17 protein-coding genes are annotated in these 19,943 nt (G+C 41.6%); 6 read left to right on the top strand and 11 right to left on the bottom strand.

Annotated features, from left to right (window positions below):
• Window positions 1-10: 10 nt before the first annotated feature.
• From M595_RS13935 to glnA, 6 genes are all read right to left on the bottom strand, one after another.
• A complete protein-coding gene (locus M595_RS13935) occupies window positions 11-1,372 on the bottom strand; it encodes a lysophospholipid acyltransferase family protein (protein ID WP_023066888.1) in 1,362 nt (453 codons plus the stop codon).
• Window positions 1,373-1,460: 88 nt separating this feature from the next.
• Window positions 1,461-2,870 carry a tRNA uridine-5-carboxymethylaminomethyl(34) synthesis GTPase MnmE gene (gene mnmE, locus M595_RS13930; protein ID WP_023066936.1) on the bottom strand — a complete coding sequence of 470 codons (1,410 nt, stop codon included), beginning with the start codon at window positions 2,868-2,870 and terminating at the stop codon, window positions 1,461-1,463.
• 781 nt (window positions 2,871-3,651) lie between these two features.
• Window positions 3,652-4,434, bottom strand: a complete 783-nt coding sequence (locus M595_RS13925; RefSeq protein WP_040484101.1) for a lipoate--protein ligase family protein — start codon at window positions 4,432-4,434, stop codon at window positions 3,652-3,654.
• A 98-nt stretch (window positions 4,435-4,532) separates the two neighbouring features.
• Entirely contained in the window at window positions 4,533-5,000 is a 468-nt protein-coding gene (locus tag M595_RS13920; RefSeq protein WP_023066913.1) for a YbjN domain-containing protein, read from the bottom strand.
• A gap of 104 nt (window positions 5,001-5,104) precedes the next feature.
• Window positions 5,105-6,175 carry a class I SAM-dependent methyltransferase gene (locus tag M595_RS13915; RefSeq protein ID WP_023066922.1) on the bottom strand — a complete coding sequence of 357 codons (1,071 nt, stop codon included), beginning with the start codon at window positions 6,173-6,175 and terminating at the stop codon, window positions 5,105-5,107.
• A 158-nt stretch (window positions 6,176-6,333) separates the two neighbouring features.
• Window positions 6,334-7,755 carry a type I glutamate--ammonia ligase gene (glnA, locus tag M595_RS13910; RefSeq protein ID WP_023066912.1) on the bottom strand — a complete coding sequence of 474 codons (1,422 nt, stop codon included), beginning with the start codon at window positions 7,753-7,755 and terminating at the stop codon, window positions 6,334-6,336.
• 165 nt (window positions 7,756-7,920) lie between these two features.
• Between glnA and apcB the strand changes: the two genes are divergently transcribed.
• The 5 genes from apcB (at window position 7,921) to M595_RS13885 (ending at window position 12,471) form a co-directional block, all read left to right on the top strand.
• Window positions 7,921-8,430, top strand: a complete 510-nt coding sequence (gene apcB / locus M595_RS13905) for an allophycocyanin subunit beta (protein ID WP_023066931.1) — start codon at window positions 7,921-7,923, stop codon at window positions 8,428-8,430.
• A gap of 168 nt (window positions 8,431-8,598) precedes the next feature.
• Window positions 8,599-9,501 (top strand): TlyA family RNA methyltransferase, encoded by a 903-nt coding sequence (locus M595_RS13900; RefSeq protein WP_023066935.1) that lies wholly within the window; start codon window positions 8,599-8,601, stop codon window positions 9,499-9,501.
• Window positions 9,502-9,505: 4 nt separating this feature from the next.
• Window positions 9,506-10,198 (top strand): hypothetical protein, encoded by a 693-nt coding sequence (locus tag M595_RS13895; protein WP_040484100.1) that lies wholly within the window; start codon window positions 9,506-9,508, stop codon window positions 10,196-10,198.
• Between the two features lie 93 nt (window positions 10,199-10,291).
• Window positions 10,292-11,641 carry a hypothetical protein gene (locus M595_RS13890; protein ID WP_040484099.1) on the top strand — a complete coding sequence of 450 codons (1,350 nt, stop codon included), beginning with the start codon at window positions 10,292-10,294 and terminating at the stop codon, window positions 11,639-11,641.
• 50 nt (window positions 11,642-11,691) lie between these two features.
• On the top strand, window positions 11,692-12,471 hold the full coding sequence (locus tag M595_RS13885) for an OmpA family protein (RefSeq protein ID WP_023066920.1): 780 nt from the start codon (window positions 11,692-11,694) through the stop codon (window positions 12,469-12,471).
• Between the two features lie 91 nt (window positions 12,472-12,562).
• Here M595_RS13885 and holB read toward each other — a convergent pair whose 3' ends face one another.
• Window positions 12,563-13,537: a DNA polymerase III subunit delta' gene (gene holB, locus M595_RS13880; protein ID WP_023066896.1), complete on the bottom strand. Its 975-nt coding sequence runs from the start codon at window positions 13,535-13,537 to the stop codon at window positions 12,563-12,565.
• 25 nt (window positions 13,538-13,562) lie between these two features.
• Window positions 13,563-14,216: a dTMP kinase gene (tmk, locus tag M595_RS13875; RefSeq protein ID WP_023066884.1), complete on the bottom strand. Its 654-nt coding sequence runs from the start codon at window positions 14,214-14,216 to the stop codon at window positions 13,563-13,565.
• A 694-nt stretch (window positions 14,217-14,910) separates the two neighbouring features.
• Between tmk and M595_RS13870 the strand changes: the two genes are divergently transcribed.
• On the top strand, window positions 14,911-15,258 hold the full coding sequence (locus tag M595_RS13870; RefSeq protein ID WP_023066880.1) for a hypothetical protein: 348 nt from the start codon (window positions 14,911-14,913) through the stop codon (window positions 15,256-15,258).
• A gap of 248 nt (window positions 15,259-15,506) precedes the next feature.
• On the opposite strand, the gene M595_RS13865 is transcribed toward M595_RS13870, so the two are convergent.
• The 3 genes from M595_RS13865 to M595_RS13855 all read right to left on the bottom strand — a co-directional run bounded on the left by M595_RS13865 (window position 15,507) and on the right by M595_RS13855 (window position 19,618).
• Complete coding sequence (locus tag M595_RS13865) at window positions 15,507-17,852, bottom strand: heavy metal translocating P-type ATPase (protein ID WP_023066882.1); 2,346 nt, start codon at window positions 17,850-17,852, stop codon at window positions 15,507-15,509.
• Window positions 17,853-17,982: 130 nt separating this feature from the next.
• Window positions 17,983-18,435 carry a D-aminoacyl-tRNA deacylase gene (gene dtd, locus M595_RS13860; protein WP_023066897.1) on the bottom strand — a complete coding sequence of 151 codons (453 nt, stop codon included), beginning with the start codon at window positions 18,433-18,435 and terminating at the stop codon, window positions 17,983-17,985.
• Between the two features lie 46 nt (window positions 18,436-18,481).
• Entirely contained in the window at window positions 18,482-19,618 is a 1,137-nt protein-coding gene (locus tag M595_RS13855; protein ID WP_023066928.1) for a CobW family GTP-binding protein, read from the bottom strand.
• Window positions 19,619-19,943: the final 325 nt, after the last annotated feature.

Here is a 19,943-nt window from a genome sequence, read left to right as displayed (position 1 = left end):
TGCTTATTGTCTAAGGCTTCGACTCAGGTTGACTCATCTTTTCTAATGCAGCTTGTAACGTTTGAGTCAAATTTTCCACGGCTTGACGCCGACTTGCTTTATAATCAGACCATCGTTGAGAAATTGAAATCGGTTCTCCGACCGTCATTTGTACTCGTCGCTTTCCTAAATATGGAGTTTGACTGGGGTTTCCGCCTTTGAGTCGAGTGATCATCGTCCAAGCAATAATCGTAATTTCTGCAAAACGGTCAAACGTGGGATTTTCCTGAACATATTTCCCACTCACAGCAACAAAACTTTCCACTAATCTCATATGCCACATTCGCAGACTGGCTTCTTCTGCCACTCGCCGGGCTAATCCTCGTTCGACGGGTGACAAAGCTTCCAGATCTTTAATATCTTCTCGATAAATACAATCCCACCCGGTTTGCTCAATGCGACGACAACGTTCAGTTAAACTTCCTTTGGGTTTAATCGCAAAATAACTTTCTGCAACTTGTAAAGCAATATCTAACAGTCGTTGTAATCGAATGGGTAATTCTTCTGTTTGATCTGTGGGGATATGTTGATGATAATATTGACGATAAAAATTCTCCATCAAATCCAGCAAGTAATTCCCCAAGCTAATCAGACGGGGATAGAGTGAACTGGGAATGGGTTGAGAATTATTAGTCGTTAAACCACAATCAGCCTCCATCTGAGTGAGAACTTGGGCGAGTGCTTGCCAATTATCTCGTATATAATGATATTGAATTCCCAATGGTACAATCAAGACTTCCTCACTCCGTTGGGCTTTTTGTAAGTCTTCGACACACCAAAAACCGAGTTGAGCAATGCCAGGTTCTAACGGACTAACTTGGTGATTTAGACCATTTGTTGCGCCTTCGGGTGCCGCTGCGATTGGAAAGCGACCATTTACAAATAAATTTCGGGCTGATCTTAATCCTTGACGATCTAGTTTTCCTCGTAATATTGAGGTGCCGCCCAATTTTGGAAATAACCAAGTCACATAGTTTCCCGCCCATAATGGAATACCGCGATCATACATGAAATGGGCATGAACAGGAGATTTTAAAGCAATTCCTTGTTTTTTTGCCTGTTGAGGAATTTTTCGCCAAAATAACTGAGAAATCGATAAGGGATCATCGGGGTTGGGATGACGAAAGGCTAACATAAACCGAACTTTTTCCTGTTGGAATTGTTGATAGAGTTCAACTAATTGTTCGACGTTTTCCGCTTGGATTTCTGTGATGGGAGTTTTGAAGCGAATCCACCACGGGAAAATCCATTGACTGAGTTTTAAAACTCCAGATTGAAAGTCAGGAGGGATAAATTCTAAGGGCGGTTGTACGTTGGTCATTGAATTGGGCATTTTTTATTTCCCTGATTATTTTAGATTAATTTCACCATACTCCTGAGTTGTACCTTTGTATAGAAAGTTGATTTCTAAAAGACTGGGGTTACTTGCCAATACAAAATCGACTGAATATTCGATCTAAAACCGATTCGGTGACTTCTTCTCCGGTGACTTCTCCTAACGCTTGAACGGCATCTCGCAGATCAATGGTCCAAAAATCTAAAGGAAGTTGATTGTCAATGGTGGTTTTCATTTGGTCTAAGGCTATTTTTGCTCGAGTAATCACAGATGCTTGACGTTGGTTGATGGCAATATCTAGGTTTTCGGCTTGAAGATTTCCGGCGTTAATGGCGGTTAAAATTGTAGTTTCAAGTTCTGAAATTCCTTGATTTAAAGCGGCTGCGGTTTGAACTGTTAATAAATTTTCTCGGTTCAGTTTTGCGAGGATTTCCTGAACTTTTGAGTCTAACTCGTTGACAGATACTCGGTCAATTTTGTTGAGGATTAAAATCAAAGGGCGGTGTTTGACTTGTTGATAAATTTCTTGATCGCTTTCTGTCCAACCTGCTTCGGCATCTATGGTTAATAACACTAAATCTGCTAACTTTGCGGCACTACGCGATCGCTCTATGCCGATTTTTTCAACTTGATCTTCGGAGTTACGAATTCCAGCTGTATCTAATACTTGTACGGGAATTCCACCCACGACTAATTGCGATTCTACCACATCCCGAGTTGTCCCCGGAAGGTCTGTTACAATTGCCCGATCGCTCTGACTCCACGCATTTAATAAACTTGATTTTCCCACATTTGGACGCCCGACAATTGCCACTTTCAATCCACTTCTTAACCGCTCACCTTTTTCGGCTGTTTCTATTAGTATTGACAATTCCGCAGAAATCTGGTTTACTTGTGATATGATATCGGGAACGTTTAGTGGCGGTAGGTCTTCCTCGAAGTCGATCCGAGCTTCAATTTCCGCTAATACATCTAAACAGGTAGCCCTGAGTTGGCGGATGGGAGTGGCGAGTTTTCCTTGTAATCCAGCTAAGGCAGCAAGAGCCGCCGCTTGAGACTGAGAACCGACTAACTCGGCAATACTTTCAGCTTGGGTCAGATCAATTCGGCCATTGAGAAAAGCCCGCAGGGTAAATTCACCGGGTTGAGCCAGTCTCGCTCCGGCTTCTAAACAGAGTTGTAGTACCTGCTGAACAGCGATAATTCCGCCATGACAGTGCAACTCAACGACATCTTCACGAGTGTAAGAACGAGGAGCAAGCATCAGCAACAGCAAGGCTTCATCGACAACCTGTTGAGTCTGAGGATGACGAATATAGCCGTACAGGATGCGATGACTTTCCCAAGCTTGACGTCCGGGGGCATTAAACAGCAATTTAGCGATCGCTTGGGCTTGAGATCCAGATAGACGCACAATTCCGATGCTCCCCTGCTGAGGAACAATCGCGGTGGCGATCGCTGCAATTGTTTCACCGCCTGATCCGGTTTCAGCCATGATTCGTCATTGAACAAACTAAGTTCTTTGATCTTATCTGAAATCGAAACAATAATGCGATCCTAGCCAAGAGGAATAAATCAAGGTCTGCCTTTGTCTCCATCAATCATAGTCACGCAAACATTTCAGGATTTCAGATCATCTACCTATGTCAAATGAAGGATCAAACAATCACAATAGTTTCTCTCTAAAGATCGATGGAGTTATCCAAGTTTGACTGATATATTAGTAAATGTGAATAACAAGCGTACCGGATGAGGGTTTTGCTGTTGTGACTCATTGCTTTTCACCGAAGGAGAGCGAATTGACAGGTGAAAAGACGGTACAAATAATAGAAGGCTAGTCCGTTGAGAAGTTTTTATCGCTTCCTTCTCTTAACCACTCCAAGGCGAGGCGCAATCCTCGATCAGAACGGCCCGAGGTAGTGGACGGCGTTAATCCTTCCCTTTCACGTTACTTAAGTGTAACTGATTATAGCACCGGATGAGGGTTTTGCTGTTGTGACTCATTGCTTTTCACCGAAGGAGAGCGAATTGACAGGTGAAAAGACGGTACAAATAATAAGAAGCTAATTTCGTTGAGAAGTTTTTATCGCTTCCTTCTCTTAACCACTCCAAGGCGAGGCGCAATCCTCGATCAGAACAGTCTGAGGTAGTGAACGATATTAGTTGATTATATCCCCTTTATTGCCTATTTCTTGTGAGAGTTCTCGCTCTTTGATTTAGGCAATATTTATCTATAGGCTAGCATAAAATATTGAGGTTTGCAACTTTTTTTAAATTTACAAAACAGAAAATTGGGCTGAGTTGGCTTGAATCGCTTGCCATTCGTGATCAGATAGAGGTTCAGTATTTAACTGTATTTGAAAACATTGACAAGCTGCTTGAACTAAAGCAGTGATTATCCGATTTTGAACCTCAGAGCATAGAGTTTCTGATTCACCACTGGAGTTCTGATTAAACCGTTGTAGAATAGAAGGCAAAGCTATCATCCCAAACACCTGTTGATGCAGTTCAATATCAGGATATAACCGCATAGAACCGTGTTGTAAAATTGTTTTATCCCGTCGGAGTTGAGCGCTACCAATTAACTTAGAACCATCGGATAAAATTAAATCTGCACCTGTTGCTGTTCCAAAACAATTAGGATTGTGAATGTAGCCTCGTCCTGCTGAACCGTAATCAAGTTTAAACCCCAGTTGACCCCACCCCTCAATCAAAAACTGACAAACCGTTTGATAGGCTTCCAGACGGCTCTCAGAGAGTCCTGAAGTCACCACCGCATAAGTTAAATCCCCTTGATGTAGCACTGCCCTTCCCCCGCTAGGACGGCGCACCAAATCTACAGATTGTCCTCGCCACATTAAGTTTTGCCAAGATTCTGGCCAACGGCGTTGATGATAGCCGAGAGAGATTGCCACAGGTTCCCAGGTATAAAACCGCAAGGTGGGGGGATGTTTTCCCAGGCGGTGTTGTTCGAGTAACCAAGCATCAATCGCCATTTGAAGATGTCCTGAAGCCTTAATAAATGGGATAAAACGCCAGACTGAACCTTGATTAGACATAGAAACTTTCGCTTCGGGAAATTGAGGAAGTTGGGGAGATTTATTGAACGGCGAGATGTTCTAGACTCAGGACTCCGCAAAAACAGAATATTTAATCTTTACTGTCCAAATTCCGCCTGTAAATCGTCGTCGTTATCATCGGCAATTGTAGCAACAACGGTAATAATCCGAGAAATTTCAGCCGGAGTAATTCCAGCCAGAGTGCGGTTAGAAAGAACAATTACCTGATTATTATTGATGGCAAAATGAGATTCATAGGTTGATAACCAATTGATCTCCAATAGTTTTCGCATCAATGTTTCTTCATTTTTAGCGGGAAGTTGCAAGACAGGCGACCAAACCGTAAGTGTATCGTCTTCGGTGTCTCCCGTTAATTGTACAAAAACTTCAGCACTTCCATATTGAAACTTCCACAAATGACCTGCATCACTTTGACCAACCATCACTTTCTGGTCTTTTGCCAAACCTGCAATCACCGTTTCAATTTCTTCAGTATAGGTGATCGTTGTCTCCGGTTCTAAATCTTCGGAGATGGCCTCTGTATTTTGGGGGGTTGTACTGCTCATCGCAAGTTCCTCTGATGATAAAATTGAGTGTCTGCACCCATATTATCTCGTTCGAGACATTCCCCGAGAACATCTCTAGGGAACATCTCCACCGTCAGTTTTGATTATCCCTCAACAGGTTTATGAGCAATCCAGTATTTGCTAACAAAATGATTTTGAGTGCTAATGTTCTCAAACCCTGCCTTTTCTAAACGTTCGATTAGATTATCCGTCGTATAGTGCCGATAATAGGGTTCATGGAACATAATCGGGAAATTGTCCATCATCGTTTTCATCTGCGGACAATCATTGACTTGCATGGAGTCACAAATCACGAAAACTCCGCCCGGTTGAAGGACTCGGAAACATTCCTCAATCACCCCTTGACGGGCTTCTGGGGGCAGTTCATGGAACATAAACACCGAGGTAATCCCGTGGAAGTATTGGTCTACATAGGGCATTTCTTCAGCATTTCCCTGAACCAGTTGGGGTAACTCGCCCGGAATTTCAGACAGCAATTGATTGGCTTTGCGTAAATAGGCAGGTGAGAGATCAATGCCGTATAGAGAAGCTTTAGGAAGACTAGCACGAGTATATTTTAAAGTTCGACCTGTTCCACAAGCAACATCTAAAATCCGAATGTGTTTAGGAATAACAGTATTAAACGTGCTTTGTACACCTTGTTTGAGAGGTGCTAATACCCGTCGCCGCATGGCATCAGCAGCACCACTAAACAGAATGTCTACCTGAATATCGTATAAGTTAGCAGACATATCGCTGAGATAACCATCGGTTTGATGATGGAAATTTTGCAGGTAATATTTGGGATAGCCCTCAGTATCAATATTCGGTGCAAATTCTTGATAACGTTTTTGGTTAGCCCGTTCTTGAATCGTCAACAAGTCAAACCACAGAGTCGGATAGTAGCTAAAAAAGTCTTCCCATTCGTTCTCAAACAGGAGAGATTCGGGATAAACGCCCCGCCTAGCATCCTGCAAGTCTGTTTCGATGATTTTATCCAGCCAACCTTGCAGGGTAGCCAGATTTTCAGGACTGAGGGATTGGGGTTTGCGTTCGGGTGTGGAAGGATGAACCCAGTTTAACAGTTGAGTGCTGAGGGTTTTATGTGCAACACCAAAATAAATCTTGCCTTTCTGCAAAGCTTCGTAAGTGAGTTTTGTTAAGGTATCAGTCATAGAGAATCAGTAAATCAATCAAATGAATTGCTTAATCATCTTGTAAATTATTGTAAACTTTTTCTGAAAATGACAACGCTCTTTGGAGAGAATTGTCCAGAAAAGAGCCACCCATAGTAGGTGGCGTGTAAAATCTCAATATTCAATCTGCCTAAACGTTAGACATCATAGTAGAGAGCAAACTCATAGGGGTGAGGACGTAACCGCATGGGGTTAACCTCGTTATCGAGTTTGTAGGAAATCCAGTTAGCGATGAAGTCTTCGGTGAAAACGCCGGATTCGGTTAAGAAAGCGTGATCATTTTCTAAGGCTTCTAGAGCAAGTTCCAACGAACCGGGAGTAGAAGGAATCTTACTTAACTCCTCTGGAGACAAGTCATAGATGTCTACATCGAGGGGTTCACCGGGGTCAATTTTGTTTTTGATCCCATCTATCCCTGCACACAGCATCGCCGCAAACGCTAAGTAGGGGTTGGCTGTCGCATCCGGACAACGGAATTCAAGCCGCTTGGCTTTGGGACTATCACCAGAGAGCGGAATCCGAACTGAAGCCGAACGATTACCCTGAGAATAAGCCAAGTTTACCGGGGCTTCAAAACCCGGAACCAAGCGCTTGTAAGAGTTGGTTGTCGGGTTTGTTAAAGCCAGTAACGCCGGAGCATGACGTAAAATACCGCCGATATAATGCAAGCCCATTTCGCTGAAACCTGCGTATTTGTCCCCTCCAAATAGAGGCTGACCGTCTTTCCAGATGGACTGGTGACAGTGCATCCCTGAACCGTTGTCATTAAAGACAGGCTTGGGCATAAACGTTACGGTTTTGCCATATTTTTTAGCAACATTCTTAATGACATATTTATAAATCATCAAGTTATCAGCCGCTTCAATTAGAGTTCCGAAGCGGAAACCCAACTCATTCTGACCCCCAGTTGCAACTTCATGGTGATGCTTTTCAATGGGAACGCCACACTCTGCCATCGTCAGCAGCATTTCAGTCCGCATATCCTGCATTGTATCCGTCGGAGAAACGGGGAAATAGCCTTCTTTGTAACGGGGTTTGTTTCCTAAGTTTCCACCGGGTTCTTCCCGTCCCGAATTCCAACGACCCTCAATAGAATCTACATAGTAGTAGCCACAGCTTTGGGTTTGATCAAAGCGAACATCATCAAATACAAAGAATTCTGCTTCAGGCCCGAAGAAAGCAGTACTTCCTATACCGGTTGATTCGAGATAGTCAATCGCTTTTTGAGCAATCACCCGAGGACAACGACTATACCATTCGCCTGTGCGGGGTTCTTTGATGCTACAAATGAGACTCAGTGTGGGTTCTGCCATGAAGGGATCGATCCAAGCCGTTTTGGGATCGAGTGTCATCATCATGTCCGATTCGTTGATCGCTTTCCATCCCCGAATACTGGAACCATCAAAGGGAACGCCATCTGTAAATGAACTTTCGTCAATTTGATCGTGGTAAACCGTTAAGTGCTGCCAGATTCCTGGCATATCAATAAACTTAAGGTCGATCATCTTGATCTTTTGGTCTTGAATCATGCTCAAGACTTCTTGCGCTGTTTCTGGCATAGGGATCTCCATATGATTTACGATCTGAGGATATCAGCAGATCTTCTCAACCAAGCATCTGGCTGATCATAGTGACTCAGATTGATTAAGTTTTGTATCAAGCATTACACTATAACACGACATGGCTGAGAATAATTGAAAGAATATGATAAGGAGATTATTTTCATGCGGGACGCAGTTACAAGCCTAATTAAAAATTACGACTTGACAGGACGATATTTAGACCGAGATGCCATTGATCAATTAAAATCCTACTTTCAGACGGGTACTGCACGGGTTCAAGCTGCTGCCGTGATTAATGGTAACGCAGCCGGACTGGTCAAACAAGCAGGTTCTCAATTGTTTGAAGAACTCCCGGAACTGATTCGTCCGGGTGGTAATGCCTACACGACTCGCCGTTATGCGGCTTGCTTGCGTGATATGGATTATTATCTACGCTATGCAACCTATGCGATGGTCGCAGGGGATACCGATGTTCTCGATGAACGGGTTTTACAAGGATTACGGGAAACTTATAACTCTCTGAGTGTCCCTATTGGCCCGACGGTTGTGGGAATTGGTATTCTCAATAATCTGGTTCGTGAACAAGTTGCAGCAGCAGGAGTTCCCACAGGTGAATATCTTGATCGACCTTTTGATCACCTGATTCGTGAATTATCAGAAACAGATATCTAGAGATTTTTTCTAGAATTGACTCGATTTCACTGGTTTGTAGAAAACTTGATACCCAATCACTGGGGGGTGGCTTTTTTCACCCCTCTTTATGATCGAGATAATCATCTAAAACAGTTGTGGTAAAATTAGTCTGGTTAAGATGCGTAGAACCCGCTCTGAGAAAATCTCTTGGCAAAACAAAGGCTCGATACTCTATTAATTGATCGCAACTTGTGTTCTTCCCGACACATCGCCCAACGCTTGATCCGGGCGGGAGAGGTGATGGTGAATCAACAGGTAATTGATAAACCGGGTACGGAAATTGACTTAGAAGCCCAAATCAAAGTTAAACAGCGATCGCCTTTCGTTTCTCGGGGCGGAGAAAAATTAATCAAAGCTTTAGATTATTTTAAGATTAATGTGAGCCAACGGATCTGTATTGATGGCGGAATCTCCACCGGAGGGTTTACAGACTGTTTGCTCCAAGCCGGCGCCCAACGGGTTTACGGGATTGATGTCGGTTACGGACAAGTAGACTGGCGACTCCGCACAGATCCGCGAGTGATTTTGCTCGAACGCACCAACCTCAGACATTTGACACCCGAACAACTCTATAGCCAGTCTGAACACTCTATTTCTCCCCTTGCGAAAAATGATATCGAATCGGATACTAAGGAAAGTGATCTCGAAAGTTACGCAGATTTAGCAGTTATTGATGTGTCATTTATTTCCCTAACGAAAGTTCTCCCGGCTCTGTGGAATCTTCTCCAACCGCCTCGCGAGGTGGTACTCTTGGTAAAGCCGCAATTTGAAGTCGGTAAGGGGCGCGTCGGGAAAAAGGGCGTTGTGCGATCGCCATTTGATCAAGCTGATGCCATATTTCAAGTCGCTTGTGCAGCGCAAACCCTTGGATGGAAGTATCGGGGTTTAACGGGATCACCCCTACAAGGCCCAGCCGGTAACATTGAGTATTTGTTGTGGTTAAGTGTCGAAGGTGAGCCTTTTCCCGACCTTGATTTCATCCAACAAACGGCACAATCAACTCAAGAAGACTTATCTCGTTCGTCGTCTAAATCCTCAATTCGCTCGTAGTTCCATGCAGTTGATCAACCAACTAGGGCGTGTCGGTCTATACATTATTAGTGCCTTTGGCTATGTGGCTTGTGGAGCGATTTTGTTTGGGGTCGCCGTTGCCATTAAAGTTGTGGCACTGATGCTAGCTCATCGATATTTATATCCTATCTTTATTTTTGGTGATTTGCTTCGGGGACTGGAGCTAATCGATTTACTCAATCTATTGGTTTTTGCTGTAGTCGGAATGGGATTTGGGTTAGCAACTGCTTTGCTTCCTTCTCAACTGGGTCGCAAAATTAGTGCTGGATTTTTGGTGATTTTGGTTCCGATCATTTTAGCGATTCCTCAATCTGTGAAATACGATTTGTGGATTCAAGATATTGTCAGCGATGATCAGATTTCTAAGCCCGAAGCGATTGATCTGGCGAATTCTTTTTTAGAAAGTCGGGTCAACCATTCGGGAGTGTTTGGATTTTATCTTTACACGGGTCAGTTTCCCATGATTCCCACAAAAGCATCTCAGATGGAAGATTTAGCCAAACTCGAAAAACAAGTCAATTCTAGATTTGTTAAAGTGAGTGGTATTCCTCCGACAGTGGTGACGTGGTTAATGGGAATTTGTTTTTGGGGAATTCGTATTTTTTATTTTTGTGTTGCTGTTGTGACCACGGTTGCTCATTTCAAAGATGGTTTAAAAATTGTTGGACGTTATTAAAAAATTGGGGTGCTTTAGCGCAGCAAGAAACACGGAATTAAGTAACGTGCTACTGTAGCATCTACCGACTGTTCTCCTCTCACTGTGATTGTTATGTCTATGATCCCGGATTATTTAGTTATCCTGATTGTTGCTTTAGTGATTATTCCTGCTGTGGTGGCGGTGTTGTTACGCATGGCACTTCATTATTATCTCACGAGTCAAGGTAATCAAGTTTGGCGATTAATCTACGGGAAAGTTTCAGGAAATAAACCGAGATTGATACAAGAACTAGAAGTTCGTTTAGCACAAGCCAGACGGGAGTTAGAACAAGTGAATACAGGTGCATTAATCGATCACGTTTACAGTCAGGAAAGAGTTTTCTTCATCTCTTGCGAACAAGTTGATTATTTTACTCGGATTTTACCGAATTTATTATTATCTTTTGGCTTATTAGGAACTTTTGTCGGAATTACAATTAATTTAGCCGCTTTGAGTCAAGCGGTGAGTGCAACGAGTGGAACTGATATTACCAGTTTATTACAAGAAATTCAACAACCGCTCCAAGGTATGGGAATCGCCTTTATTACCAGTTTAACAGCCATTTTATTTAGTGCATTTCTAACCATTGTTAATTTTTTGTTTAATACAACCTTTGCCAAAAATAAACTCTTGAGTGGATTAGAAGATTATCTGGATAATATCTACCAACCTACTCTAAAAGGAGAAACGCATTTAGATAAAGTGGTTCAGGGAATGGTGAATACTTTTGAACGGTTTTTACATCAATTTAGCCAAACGATTCAAAGTTCTATTGAAGTTGCACTCCAAGAAAAAATTCAAGAAGTTTCAGAAGCCCAAATTAAAACCAGTCAACTCACCGAACAAGTTTATCATCGACTCGTTGAAGCTTCATTGCAAATCACCCAAAGTTCCGAGAGTTTCCAACAAACCACAAATCAGTTTATGGAAGCAGCACAAGCTTTTGAACGCAGTCAGTTCCCGCAAACACTCTCTAGCGCAACCACAAATCTAGCCAATACTCAGCGTAATTTTTCTCAGTCTGCTACGAGTTTATCATCTTCTGTTCAATCCGTCGATTTGGCAATGATCGAACTGCAAAATTATAGCAAACGGTTGATAAAATTTGGCGAACAAATGAATCAAACTAATCAAACTTCCCAGGAGATTATCGAAGCCCATCGCATCAACCAACAGTCTCTCGGAGAGATGACGCAACAGCTTCAAAATGCGACTCAAGGCTTCCAACTGGCGATGAATACTTTAGATATTTTACAACGACGAATGGTAACACGCACCGAAAGTTTAGAAGAAATTCAAAGTGAGTTAACTAAGCTAGTTATTGCGATTGAACGATATACAGAAACCGTGCGTACAGGGCTGGATAAACTTGGCGATCGCCTGACTCAAAATACTCTATATTCTACCCAAAAAAATCCTTAGCCTTAAATACAAAACCAAAAATTAATGAATATTAGTCTGGAGAAGTTAAAATGCGTCATTCTCGCTACAAAAGTTCTGAGGAAGAATTAAATGTTTGGCCAGCGTTTACCGATTTAATGTCAAACGCTTTTATGATTTTGAGTTTATTTCTCATTTTAGCAATTATAAAATCAGTTTTTGTGCAGTCTGTTTCTGAAGCAAACGCCTCTCGTTCTGAACAACTCGAACGACAATTACAACAACGTTCTAATCGGGTTAGTAACTTAGAAGGAGAAATCGCCAGAATGAGAGGAGATTTAAAACAACGCAGTAGCCGCATTACTGAACTCAATCAAGAAATTGAACGGTTAAAATCTCCTCCGGTGATTGTTTTAAGAGATTCTGCTGAACGTAAATTTGAATCAGGAAGTGCAGAACTTTCTCCCCAACTGAGTCAATTTGTGGAAGAAGATTTAATCAACCAAATTAAAACTCAGGCGCAAGATTATCAAGGCTATATTGTCGAAGTGATCGGACATACAGATGGTCAAGTTAATACGGGAAATTATAGTAATTTAGATTCTAACTTAGAACAAGTTCTTCAGGGGAATGAATCACTCAATCAGTTAATCCCCGGATCTAATGCTGATTTAGGGTTAATGCGAGCATTGGCAGTAGTTGAAAAGCTACAAGAAAATCAAGAATTACAAGAGTTGGGGTTAAAATTCAAAGCCTATTCTGCGGCACAACTTTATAATCCATCGGGAGATTATGCACCCCAAAATAGAGCCGCTAATCCTAACCGACGCCGGATTGAAATTCGCTTTACTCCTCCGGCTGAAGAAAGATAAAATAGCTTAATAGTATTGTTATAAACCCTTGATTTGACCTCTCCCCCAACCCCTCTCCTACGAGGAGAAGGGAGTAATAATTGGTACAATATTAAGTTTGACAAAACGATAAAAAAGTGCATTCCCAAACTAAGCGAGGTTGTACAAACCGCAGTAAAGATTGTCGCGCTTTTTCTAACTGTTGGAGAAACAAAGGGTTAATTAAGTCCGTTTTTTGTTGCTGTTGCCAATAACAATGTTGTAAATAATCAATTAACCAAATTTGGGCTTCAGTATCGAGTGTTTTGCTAATTTCTTTAGCTAAATTTAAAGCATCATAAACCGTTTGAGGAGGCTGTTTAACACTTGCTAAAAATTCTGGTGACATTGCTTGTAATTGTTGCCAACACACCATCGCTTCACCCGGACTTCCTTGAGACATAGCAATAATTTCGGGATGTGATAATATTTCTTGCTGTCCCTGTTCTTTTAACACTTGGGCGACGGCTTGTTCATCTAAACGATAAAAGGGAATTTTGGCACAACGGGAGACTAAAGTTGATAACAACGAATCTACTCCGGGGGCAATTAAAATAAGAGTCGCTTTTCCTGGTTCTTCTAGTGTTTTAAGTAATCCATTTGCAGCGGCTTCTGCCATTGTTTCGGCTTGTTCTAAGACCACAATTAAACGACTTGCTTCTAAGGGAGGACGACTCAAAAATTGACCGATTTCTCTAATTTGTTCTAAGCGAATTTGAGGCCGGGAACGACGTTTAATTCCGGCTTCTTCGGCTTCAGAGACAGAAAACCGTTTTCCTTGATGTAAATAAGTCGGTTCAACCCAAAGTAAATCGGGATGATTTCTCGCTTGAATTCGATGTCTAACCTGTTGAGGATTGAGAGATTTTTGACTCCCATGACAAAATAAAAACTCGATAAAACACCGGGCGGCTAAACTGCGTCCAATTCCTGAACTTCCGACAAATAAGTAGGCAGGTGCAATTCTATTTTGAATCACGGTTTGTGTCAGTAATTCAATCGCTTGGGGTTGTCCAATCAAGGGAGAAAAGGAATCGTTTAAAGTCATTGTCAAAAGTTGTAAAAAATTAGGACTAAAGAGTGAATCCCCATTTCAATAAATATTGAGTTAAAATAGTTTGGATTTGGAGGCTAACTTGTTGTAAACTTAGATTAGCATCAATGCGAATTATGCGATCGCCTGCTTGATCGGCTAATTCACAAAACCCTTGATTGACTCGTTGATGAAAGGCTAAATCAGCTTTTTCCATCCGATCCATTTTGCCTCGGCTTTGAGTGCGGGCTAACCCTTTTTCAATCTCAATATCAAACCATAACGTTAAGTCGCTTTCTAAACCCACCGTGGCGATCTGGTTGAGTTGTTTGATCAAATTTTTGTCTAAACCGCGACCAAAACCTTGATAAGCAATGGTAGAATCGGTGAAGCGATCGCATAAAATAATTGCACCCTGTTTTAAATGGGGTTTGAGGAAGGTTTCAACGTGTTGAGCGCGATCGCAGGCGAACAAAAGCAATTCTGCTGTCGGTGCGATGGGTTCTTCCAAACGACTGTCTAGTAGGATGTTCCGCAGCGATCGCCCTAAAGCCGTTCCACCGGGTTCTTTGGTGGTGAGAATTGCAGGTACAGATGATCCGAGTTGATCGCGCAACCATTGCTCAGTTTGCTGGATCTGCGTTGTTTTCCCTCCTCCTTCGCACCCTTCAAACACGATTAATTTTCCGTTCATTGACTATTCTGGTTAAACCTGATGTTATTTTCGAGCAAAACCCGATTAGAAATTGCTTTGGTATCCTCTAGTATAACTCGCTGACTGCGTTCAAATTCTGAGTTACCCGTTTAAGTTGATACTGAAGAAAACGGCTAAACTTTGGTATAATTTTAACGATGGATTTTGCTAACGGTTTAATAGAATAGTCAAGATTTTTGTGACTTACGGGAGGCATCTGTCTGATTGGTGTGAGGATAAAATGATACATCTTTACAGATTTTAAGAAATACTCTGATCTTACGAGAAATGATTTGAAGAACAGTTCTAGTAGTCTTGCTGTCAAGTTGTCTAGTGAAAACTCTCATTCGCCGACACGCAGCTAGAGTTTACTCTCTACTCTACTCTGTTTAAATCTCAATATCTTGAGTTTGAGTTTTGTTGATCAACCCTTTTTCGCTAGAATCTTATTCGTTTGTGTTGCTGGAAGTGATTAGATACAATGGCAAAATTGTCAATCGAGGCTTTACCCCTTTGTAGTGACTCACATCATTTGAGATTGCATGATTTAACTTGATTTATTCATGTCGCCCTTAAAATTAAAGTTGATTAAAATGTTTATGACTTTCTAGTTATATTCAGTCTTTGGACAACGTTAATTTACATTAATTTCACTGAATACATTAGTTTATTCTTAATAACTTTGGAGTTTGATATGGCTCGCTACACTGGTTTTTTTGTGATTGCTACTCGGATTGATGAGTTACGACTGATGTTAATTGAAATGTTAGAGCCTTGTAATTTAGAGTTGATGTATGAAACTCCAAGTTCAATTATTTGTCGTGAATTTATTGGTCAAGTTCCTGTTCCTAAATTAGTGACTGTAGAGGTGGTGTTTGATACTGCAACATCTACAGAGTCGGAAACAAAAATGACATTAGTGATTAAAAACGAAGAACTTCCTTTACAAGTTAATAATCACTGTCGTCAAATGTTTGAACTGATTAGTCAGTTAATTATCGATAACCGTCACTGGGAACTGTTAGAAAGTATTGCGTTGTAAGGTCATTTGCAGTTATCAATCAAAACTCGGCATTGAATGTTACATAACTTATAAAATTGACAGAAACATCAAAATTATCAGCAGAGGGGTGATAGCTTTACATTCGCCCCTCTTTTGTAAAGGAATGCTGTTTTATTCGATTTAATTGCGGTGTTTGGCTTTGGGGTTTTATTCCCACAAAAACAGCGTTAATCGTGAGAAATGATTACCCCTTCCCGACTCCAATTTCAACAGGAAGGGGTTAAAAATCAGGAAAATTTACGCCGTAATAATAGCGAATTTGTGACCACACTCACCGAACTAAATGCCATAAATGCAGCCGCTGTTGCTGGACTGAGAATAATCCCAAAACCGGGTAAGAGTAAACCCGCAGCGACTGGAATTCCTAACGTATTATAACCAAACGCCCAGAATAAATTTTGGCGAATTTTGTTAAAGGTGGAACGACTTAAACTGATGGACTCAACCACATCCATTAATGAGTCTCGCATCAACACAATATCAGCCGTTTCCATCGCCACATCGGTTCCGGTATGTAATCCAATTCCCACATTAGCTTGGGCTAACGCAGGCGCGTCATTAATCCCATCACCTACCATCGCCACTTGCTGACCTTGCTGTTGTAGATCGGTAATGGCTTTTACTTTACCATCAGGTCGCACTTCTGCCAATACATTTTCTGGGGATAAATCCAATTGTTCGGCGATACTTTTAGCAACATCGGCGCGATCACCCGTTAATATTATCACCTTTAATCCGATTTTTTGCAACTGTTTAACCGTCGATTTTGCATCTTTTTTCAAAGGATCGCTAACTGCAATTAAACCGACTAACTGTTTCTCAAGCGCCACATAAACCGCCGTTTTTCCAGCAACATCGGGGGTATTTTCTGGAAATTCAATTCCTTGCTGAATTAACCAGTTTTGATTTCCTACCCAAACTCGTTTACCGTTGACATTGGCGGAAACCCCTAAACCCGCTTCGGTTTGAAAATCGTCTGCGGAAAGTAGGGATAATTCCTGTTTTTGGGCTTGATTAATAATCGCTTTTGCAATCGGATGATCTGAACCTTGTTCAACCGTTGCCACGAGTTGTAAGAGGTTTTCAGAGTTATAATGATCACTGATAGACAAACAATCAGTTACCGTCGGATGACCTGTGGTTAACGTTCCTGTTTTATCAAAAACAACAGTATCTAATTGATGAACTCGTTCAAGAATATCGCCGCCTTTGATTAATAAACCTCGTTCAGCGCCGATCCCTGAACCGACTAAAATCGCAGTCGGTGTCGCTAAACCCAACGCACAAGGACAAGCAATAACTAACACCGCAATGGCTAACTTCATACTCAATAATAATGAAGCGTGAGTCGCCATTTCTGACGCCCCAAAATCAATCACATCCGGCCAGATTTTTGTGCCAATTCCATACCAAAACAGGAAGGTAAACGTTGCTAAACTGATCACCCCATAAGTAAAATATCCCGCAACTTGATCGGCTAAATTTTGAATAGGGGCTTTACGAGTTTGGGCATTTTCAACTAAACTGACAATGTGAGCCAAAGTGGTATTTTCAGCAGTACGAGTGGCTTGAATAATAATCACACCAGACTGATTAATGGTTCCGGCTGCAACCTTCTCTCCCGACTCTTTAACCACAGGCATTGACTCGCCCGTTAACATCGATTCATTAACCGTTGTTTTCCCGGAAAAAATTTCACCATCCACCGGGATTTTTTCCCCAGGTAAGACTTTTAACCATTCCCCAACTCGGACTTGTTCGGCGGGAATTTCAACCGCTTGTTCAATCTTTTGATTCTCTTGGTCCGCTTGGGGTTGCGGAACTAAACGCGCCATTGTCGGTTGCAAGGCGATTAAAGATTGAAGGGCGTTTGTTGCCCGATGTCTGGCTTGTTGTTCGAGAGTTTTTCCGAGTAAAATAAACCCTAACAACATCACAGGTTCATCAAAGAAACATTCCCAACCCAATTGCGGAAATAACAGCGCCACAAAACTGGTTGTATAAGCCGTTATGGTTCCTAAGCCCACCAAAGTATTCATATTGGGGGCGTTTCTCAGCAGGCTACGAATCCCATCAATAATAATAGCTCTACCGGGAAATAATAACGCAATTGTTGCTAATCCCCAGTGAAACCACATATTATTTAAAATCGGCAGATGACCGATCCCAAAATGATGTAAATGACCAATCCCTGAGAGTAAAATTAATAACCCACAAGTAATGACTCGACCAATTTGTTGGCGAATTTCTTGACGGTGACGTTGGGCTAAATTTTCACTGGCTTCGGCTGTTTGACGACTTCCACTTCGAGGTTGAGAAGGAAAGCCAGTATCGGTTAATTTTTGGGCTAATTCTTCCGCTTCAACGGTGTTTGCTTCACACTCAACTGTTGCAACTTCTGTTGCCAAATTCACACGGGCGGAAATCACCCCAGTTTGTTGAGTAAGCTGACGTTCAACTGCACTGACACAGCCCGCACATTTCATTCCACCAACATCTAGAATAATCGTTTCTTTCGACTGCTGAGGCGAAGTAGATTCAACCTGAACATCGGTTTTGGAAGCAAGTTGCATAGATAAAAATTATGGCTTAATCTAAGTGGTTATAATTTTAGCAAGTGAGTCGATTAACGATCTACCCCCGTAATGAATAGATTGAAAGGTTTAGAGGTGTTTTTAGGCAATTTTCAACTCTATTAATTTTTTAGCTTTCCCGTTCTAAAATCAGAGTGACTGGGCCGTCATTTTGGATCGAGACTTCCATCATTGCCCCAAATTCCCCTGTTTCGACCTTTAAGCCACTTAAACGCAACTTTTCGACAAATTTTTCATACAGTTTTTTGGCGGCTTCTGGCGCGGCTGAACGGTCAAAGGAAGGACGACGACCTTTGCGACAATCTCCATACAAGGTAAACTGACTGATCACCAAAAGTTCACCCCCAATGTCTTGAACGGATTTTTCCCAGCGCCCAGTCTGATTATTTTGATCGGGAAAAAGTCTTAATTCCAAACATTTGCGAGTCATCCAGTCAAGTTCGGCTTCTGTATCCGTTTCTGCAATTCCCACCAGTAAATTTAACCCCTGGCTAATTTTACCGATAATTTGACCTTGAACTTCTACTTGAGAAGCTGTAACTCGCTGGATAATGACTCGCATTTGTTCAATCTAGTCTCAGTAAATACATCAAGAAATCAGTGATAAATTAAGCTTTTCCAAAGCCTTTTCCTTTGTTTTCTTTGGGTGTACCTAAACAGTTTTCAAGTTGCGATCGCAAAGTTTCGTGATCAAGATTTTGACCAATTAATACTAACTGATTTTTCTTCTCACCTTTCCATTCTGAATCATCAATCGAAAATCGCTTTCCACTTAAGTGAAAAATATGACGTTTCGGACTTTCATCAAACCACATAATTCCCTTAGCCCGAAATACATTACTGGGGAGTTGGTTATCGAGGAAATATTGAAATTTTCGCAGAGAAAACGGACGATCACTCTCAATGGAAAGAGAAGTAAAGCCATCATTTTCTAAGTGATCGGAATGGTGATGATGGTGTTCGTGATCGTGATGTTCATGGTGTTCATGTTCATGGTGTTCGTGATCGTGGTGTTCATGTTCATGGTGTTCATGTTCATGGTGTTTATGTTCATGTTCATGTTCATGTTCTTCAGCTTCAAAATAACGATCTGACTCAAACAAACCCACACTCAAAACTAACGCTAAAGGAACTTGAGATTGAGTGGTTCTTAAAATTCGCGCATCTCCTTTGAGATCTCGAATTCTGACTTCTAAACTATCAACATCCGCCTCATCAACCAAGTCCGTTTTATTGAGAACAATAATATCACCGTAAGCAACTTGACTCTGAGCCGCTTGACTATTGAATAGATCTAAACTAAAGTTAGCACAATCTACCATTGTCACAATTGAATCAAGGCGAGTCATATCGCGCAATTCTGTTCCCAAAAACGTTAACGCCACCGGAAGCGGATCAGCGAGTCCAGTGGTTTCTACAACCATATAATCCACTTGTTCTGGACGTTCCAAAACCTTGTAAACTGCGTTCACCAAATCTTCATTAATGGTACAGCAAACACAGCCGTTACTCAACTCGACCATTGTGTTATCTTCATCGGTGGTAACGATTAATTCATTATCAATCCCAATCTCTCCAAACTCATTCACCAAGACGGCAGTTTTTACCCCTTCTTGATTGGAAAGAATATGATTGAGTAAAGTCGTTTTCCCACTTCCCAAAAAACCTGTAATAATCGTAACAGGTAAACCCCGTTTGGGATCATTCATGGTAGATTCTGTATTGGCAGCAGCGATTGAGGTCATAACAAACTTACCTGAACGAAAATATTATATCTTGTAGTTTATAGTTTATCGTATGGTTTTGCTGAACGTGAGGAAATCTCAGCGTTTTTTTAAGTTTTCCGTCTGTCCTCCCCTCCCCACGGGTATTCACGGTGTCAGCTTCGACTCATCTCAACGTCAAATCCTCCATAACTAATGATTACTCTAGTTGGCTTCTGATCCATTGACGAAATTCTCGCACCTTTGTTTACTAATATCTTTGAGTAAATATTCGTAGGTTTCCCATCGAATATCGGACAGTTTAATCGAGTCTCAAGCTAACGTTAAATCCTGAGTGTTTATTGTA

Source organism: Lyngbya aestuarii BL J (genome assembly GCF_000478195.2).
Lineage (GTDB): Bacteria > Cyanobacteriota > Cyanobacteriia > Cyanobacteriales > Microcoleaceae > Capilliphycus > Capilliphycus aestuarii.
This window is presented reverse-complemented; position numbering and strand designations above follow the sequence as displayed.

Bases quoted from the DNA above. Each gene is read 5' to 3' on its own strand.
- M595_RS13935 (WP_023066888.1), bottom strand. From the start codon at position 1,372: ATGCCCAATTCAATGACCAACGTACAACCGCCCTTAGAATTTATCCCT.
- mnmE (WP_023066936.1), bottom strand. From the start codon at position 2,870: ATGGCTGAAACCGGATCAGGCGGTGAAACAATTGCAGCGATCGCCACC.
- M595_RS13925 (WP_040484101.1), bottom strand. From the start codon at position 4,434: ATGTCTAATCAAGGTTCAGTCTGGCGTTTTATCCCATTTATTAAGGCT.
- M595_RS13920 (WP_023066913.1), bottom strand. From the start codon at position 5,000: ATGAGCAGTACAACCCCCCAAAATACAGAGGCCATCTCCGAAGATTTA.
- M595_RS13915 (WP_023066922.1), bottom strand. From the start codon at position 6,175: ATGACTGATACCTTAACAAAACTCACTTACGAAGCTTTGCAGAAAGGC.
- glnA (WP_023066912.1), bottom strand. From the start codon at position 7,755: ATGCCAGAAACAGCGCAAGAAGTCTTGAGCATGATTCAAGACCAAAAG.
- apcB (WP_023066931.1), top strand. From the start codon at position 7,921: ATGCGGGACGCAGTTACAAGCCTAATTAAAAATTACGACTTGACAGGA.
- M595_RS13895 (WP_040484100.1), top strand. From the start codon at position 9,506: ATGCAGTTGATCAACCAACTAGGGCGTGTCGGTCTATACATTATTAGT.
- M595_RS13890 (WP_040484099.1), top strand. From the start codon at position 10,292: ATGTCTATGATCCCGGATTATTTAGTTATCCTGATTGTTGCTTTAGTG.
- M595_RS13885 (WP_023066920.1), top strand. From the start codon at position 11,692: ATGCGTCATTCTCGCTACAAAAGTTCTGAGGAAGAATTAAATGTTTGG.
- holB (WP_023066896.1), bottom strand. From the start codon at position 13,537: ATGACTTTAAACGATTCCTTTTCTCCCTTGATTGGACAACCCCAAGCG.
- tmk (WP_023066884.1), bottom strand. From the start codon at position 14,216: ATGAACGGAAAATTAATCGTGTTTGAAGGGTGCGAAGGAGGAGGGAAA.
- M595_RS13870 (WP_023066880.1), top strand. From the start codon at position 14,911: ATGGCTCGCTACACTGGTTTTTTTGTGATTGCTACTCGGATTGATGAG.
- M595_RS13865 (WP_023066882.1), bottom strand. From the start codon at position 17,852: ATGCAACTTGCTTCCAAAACCGATGTTCAGGTTGAATCTACTTCGCCT.
- dtd (WP_023066897.1), bottom strand. From the start codon at position 18,435: ATGCGAGTCATTATCCAGCGAGTTACAGCTTCTCAAGTAGAAGTTCAA.
- M595_RS13855 (WP_023066928.1), bottom strand. From the start codon at position 19,618: ATGACCTCAATCGCTGCTGCCAATACAGAATCTACCATGAATGATCCC.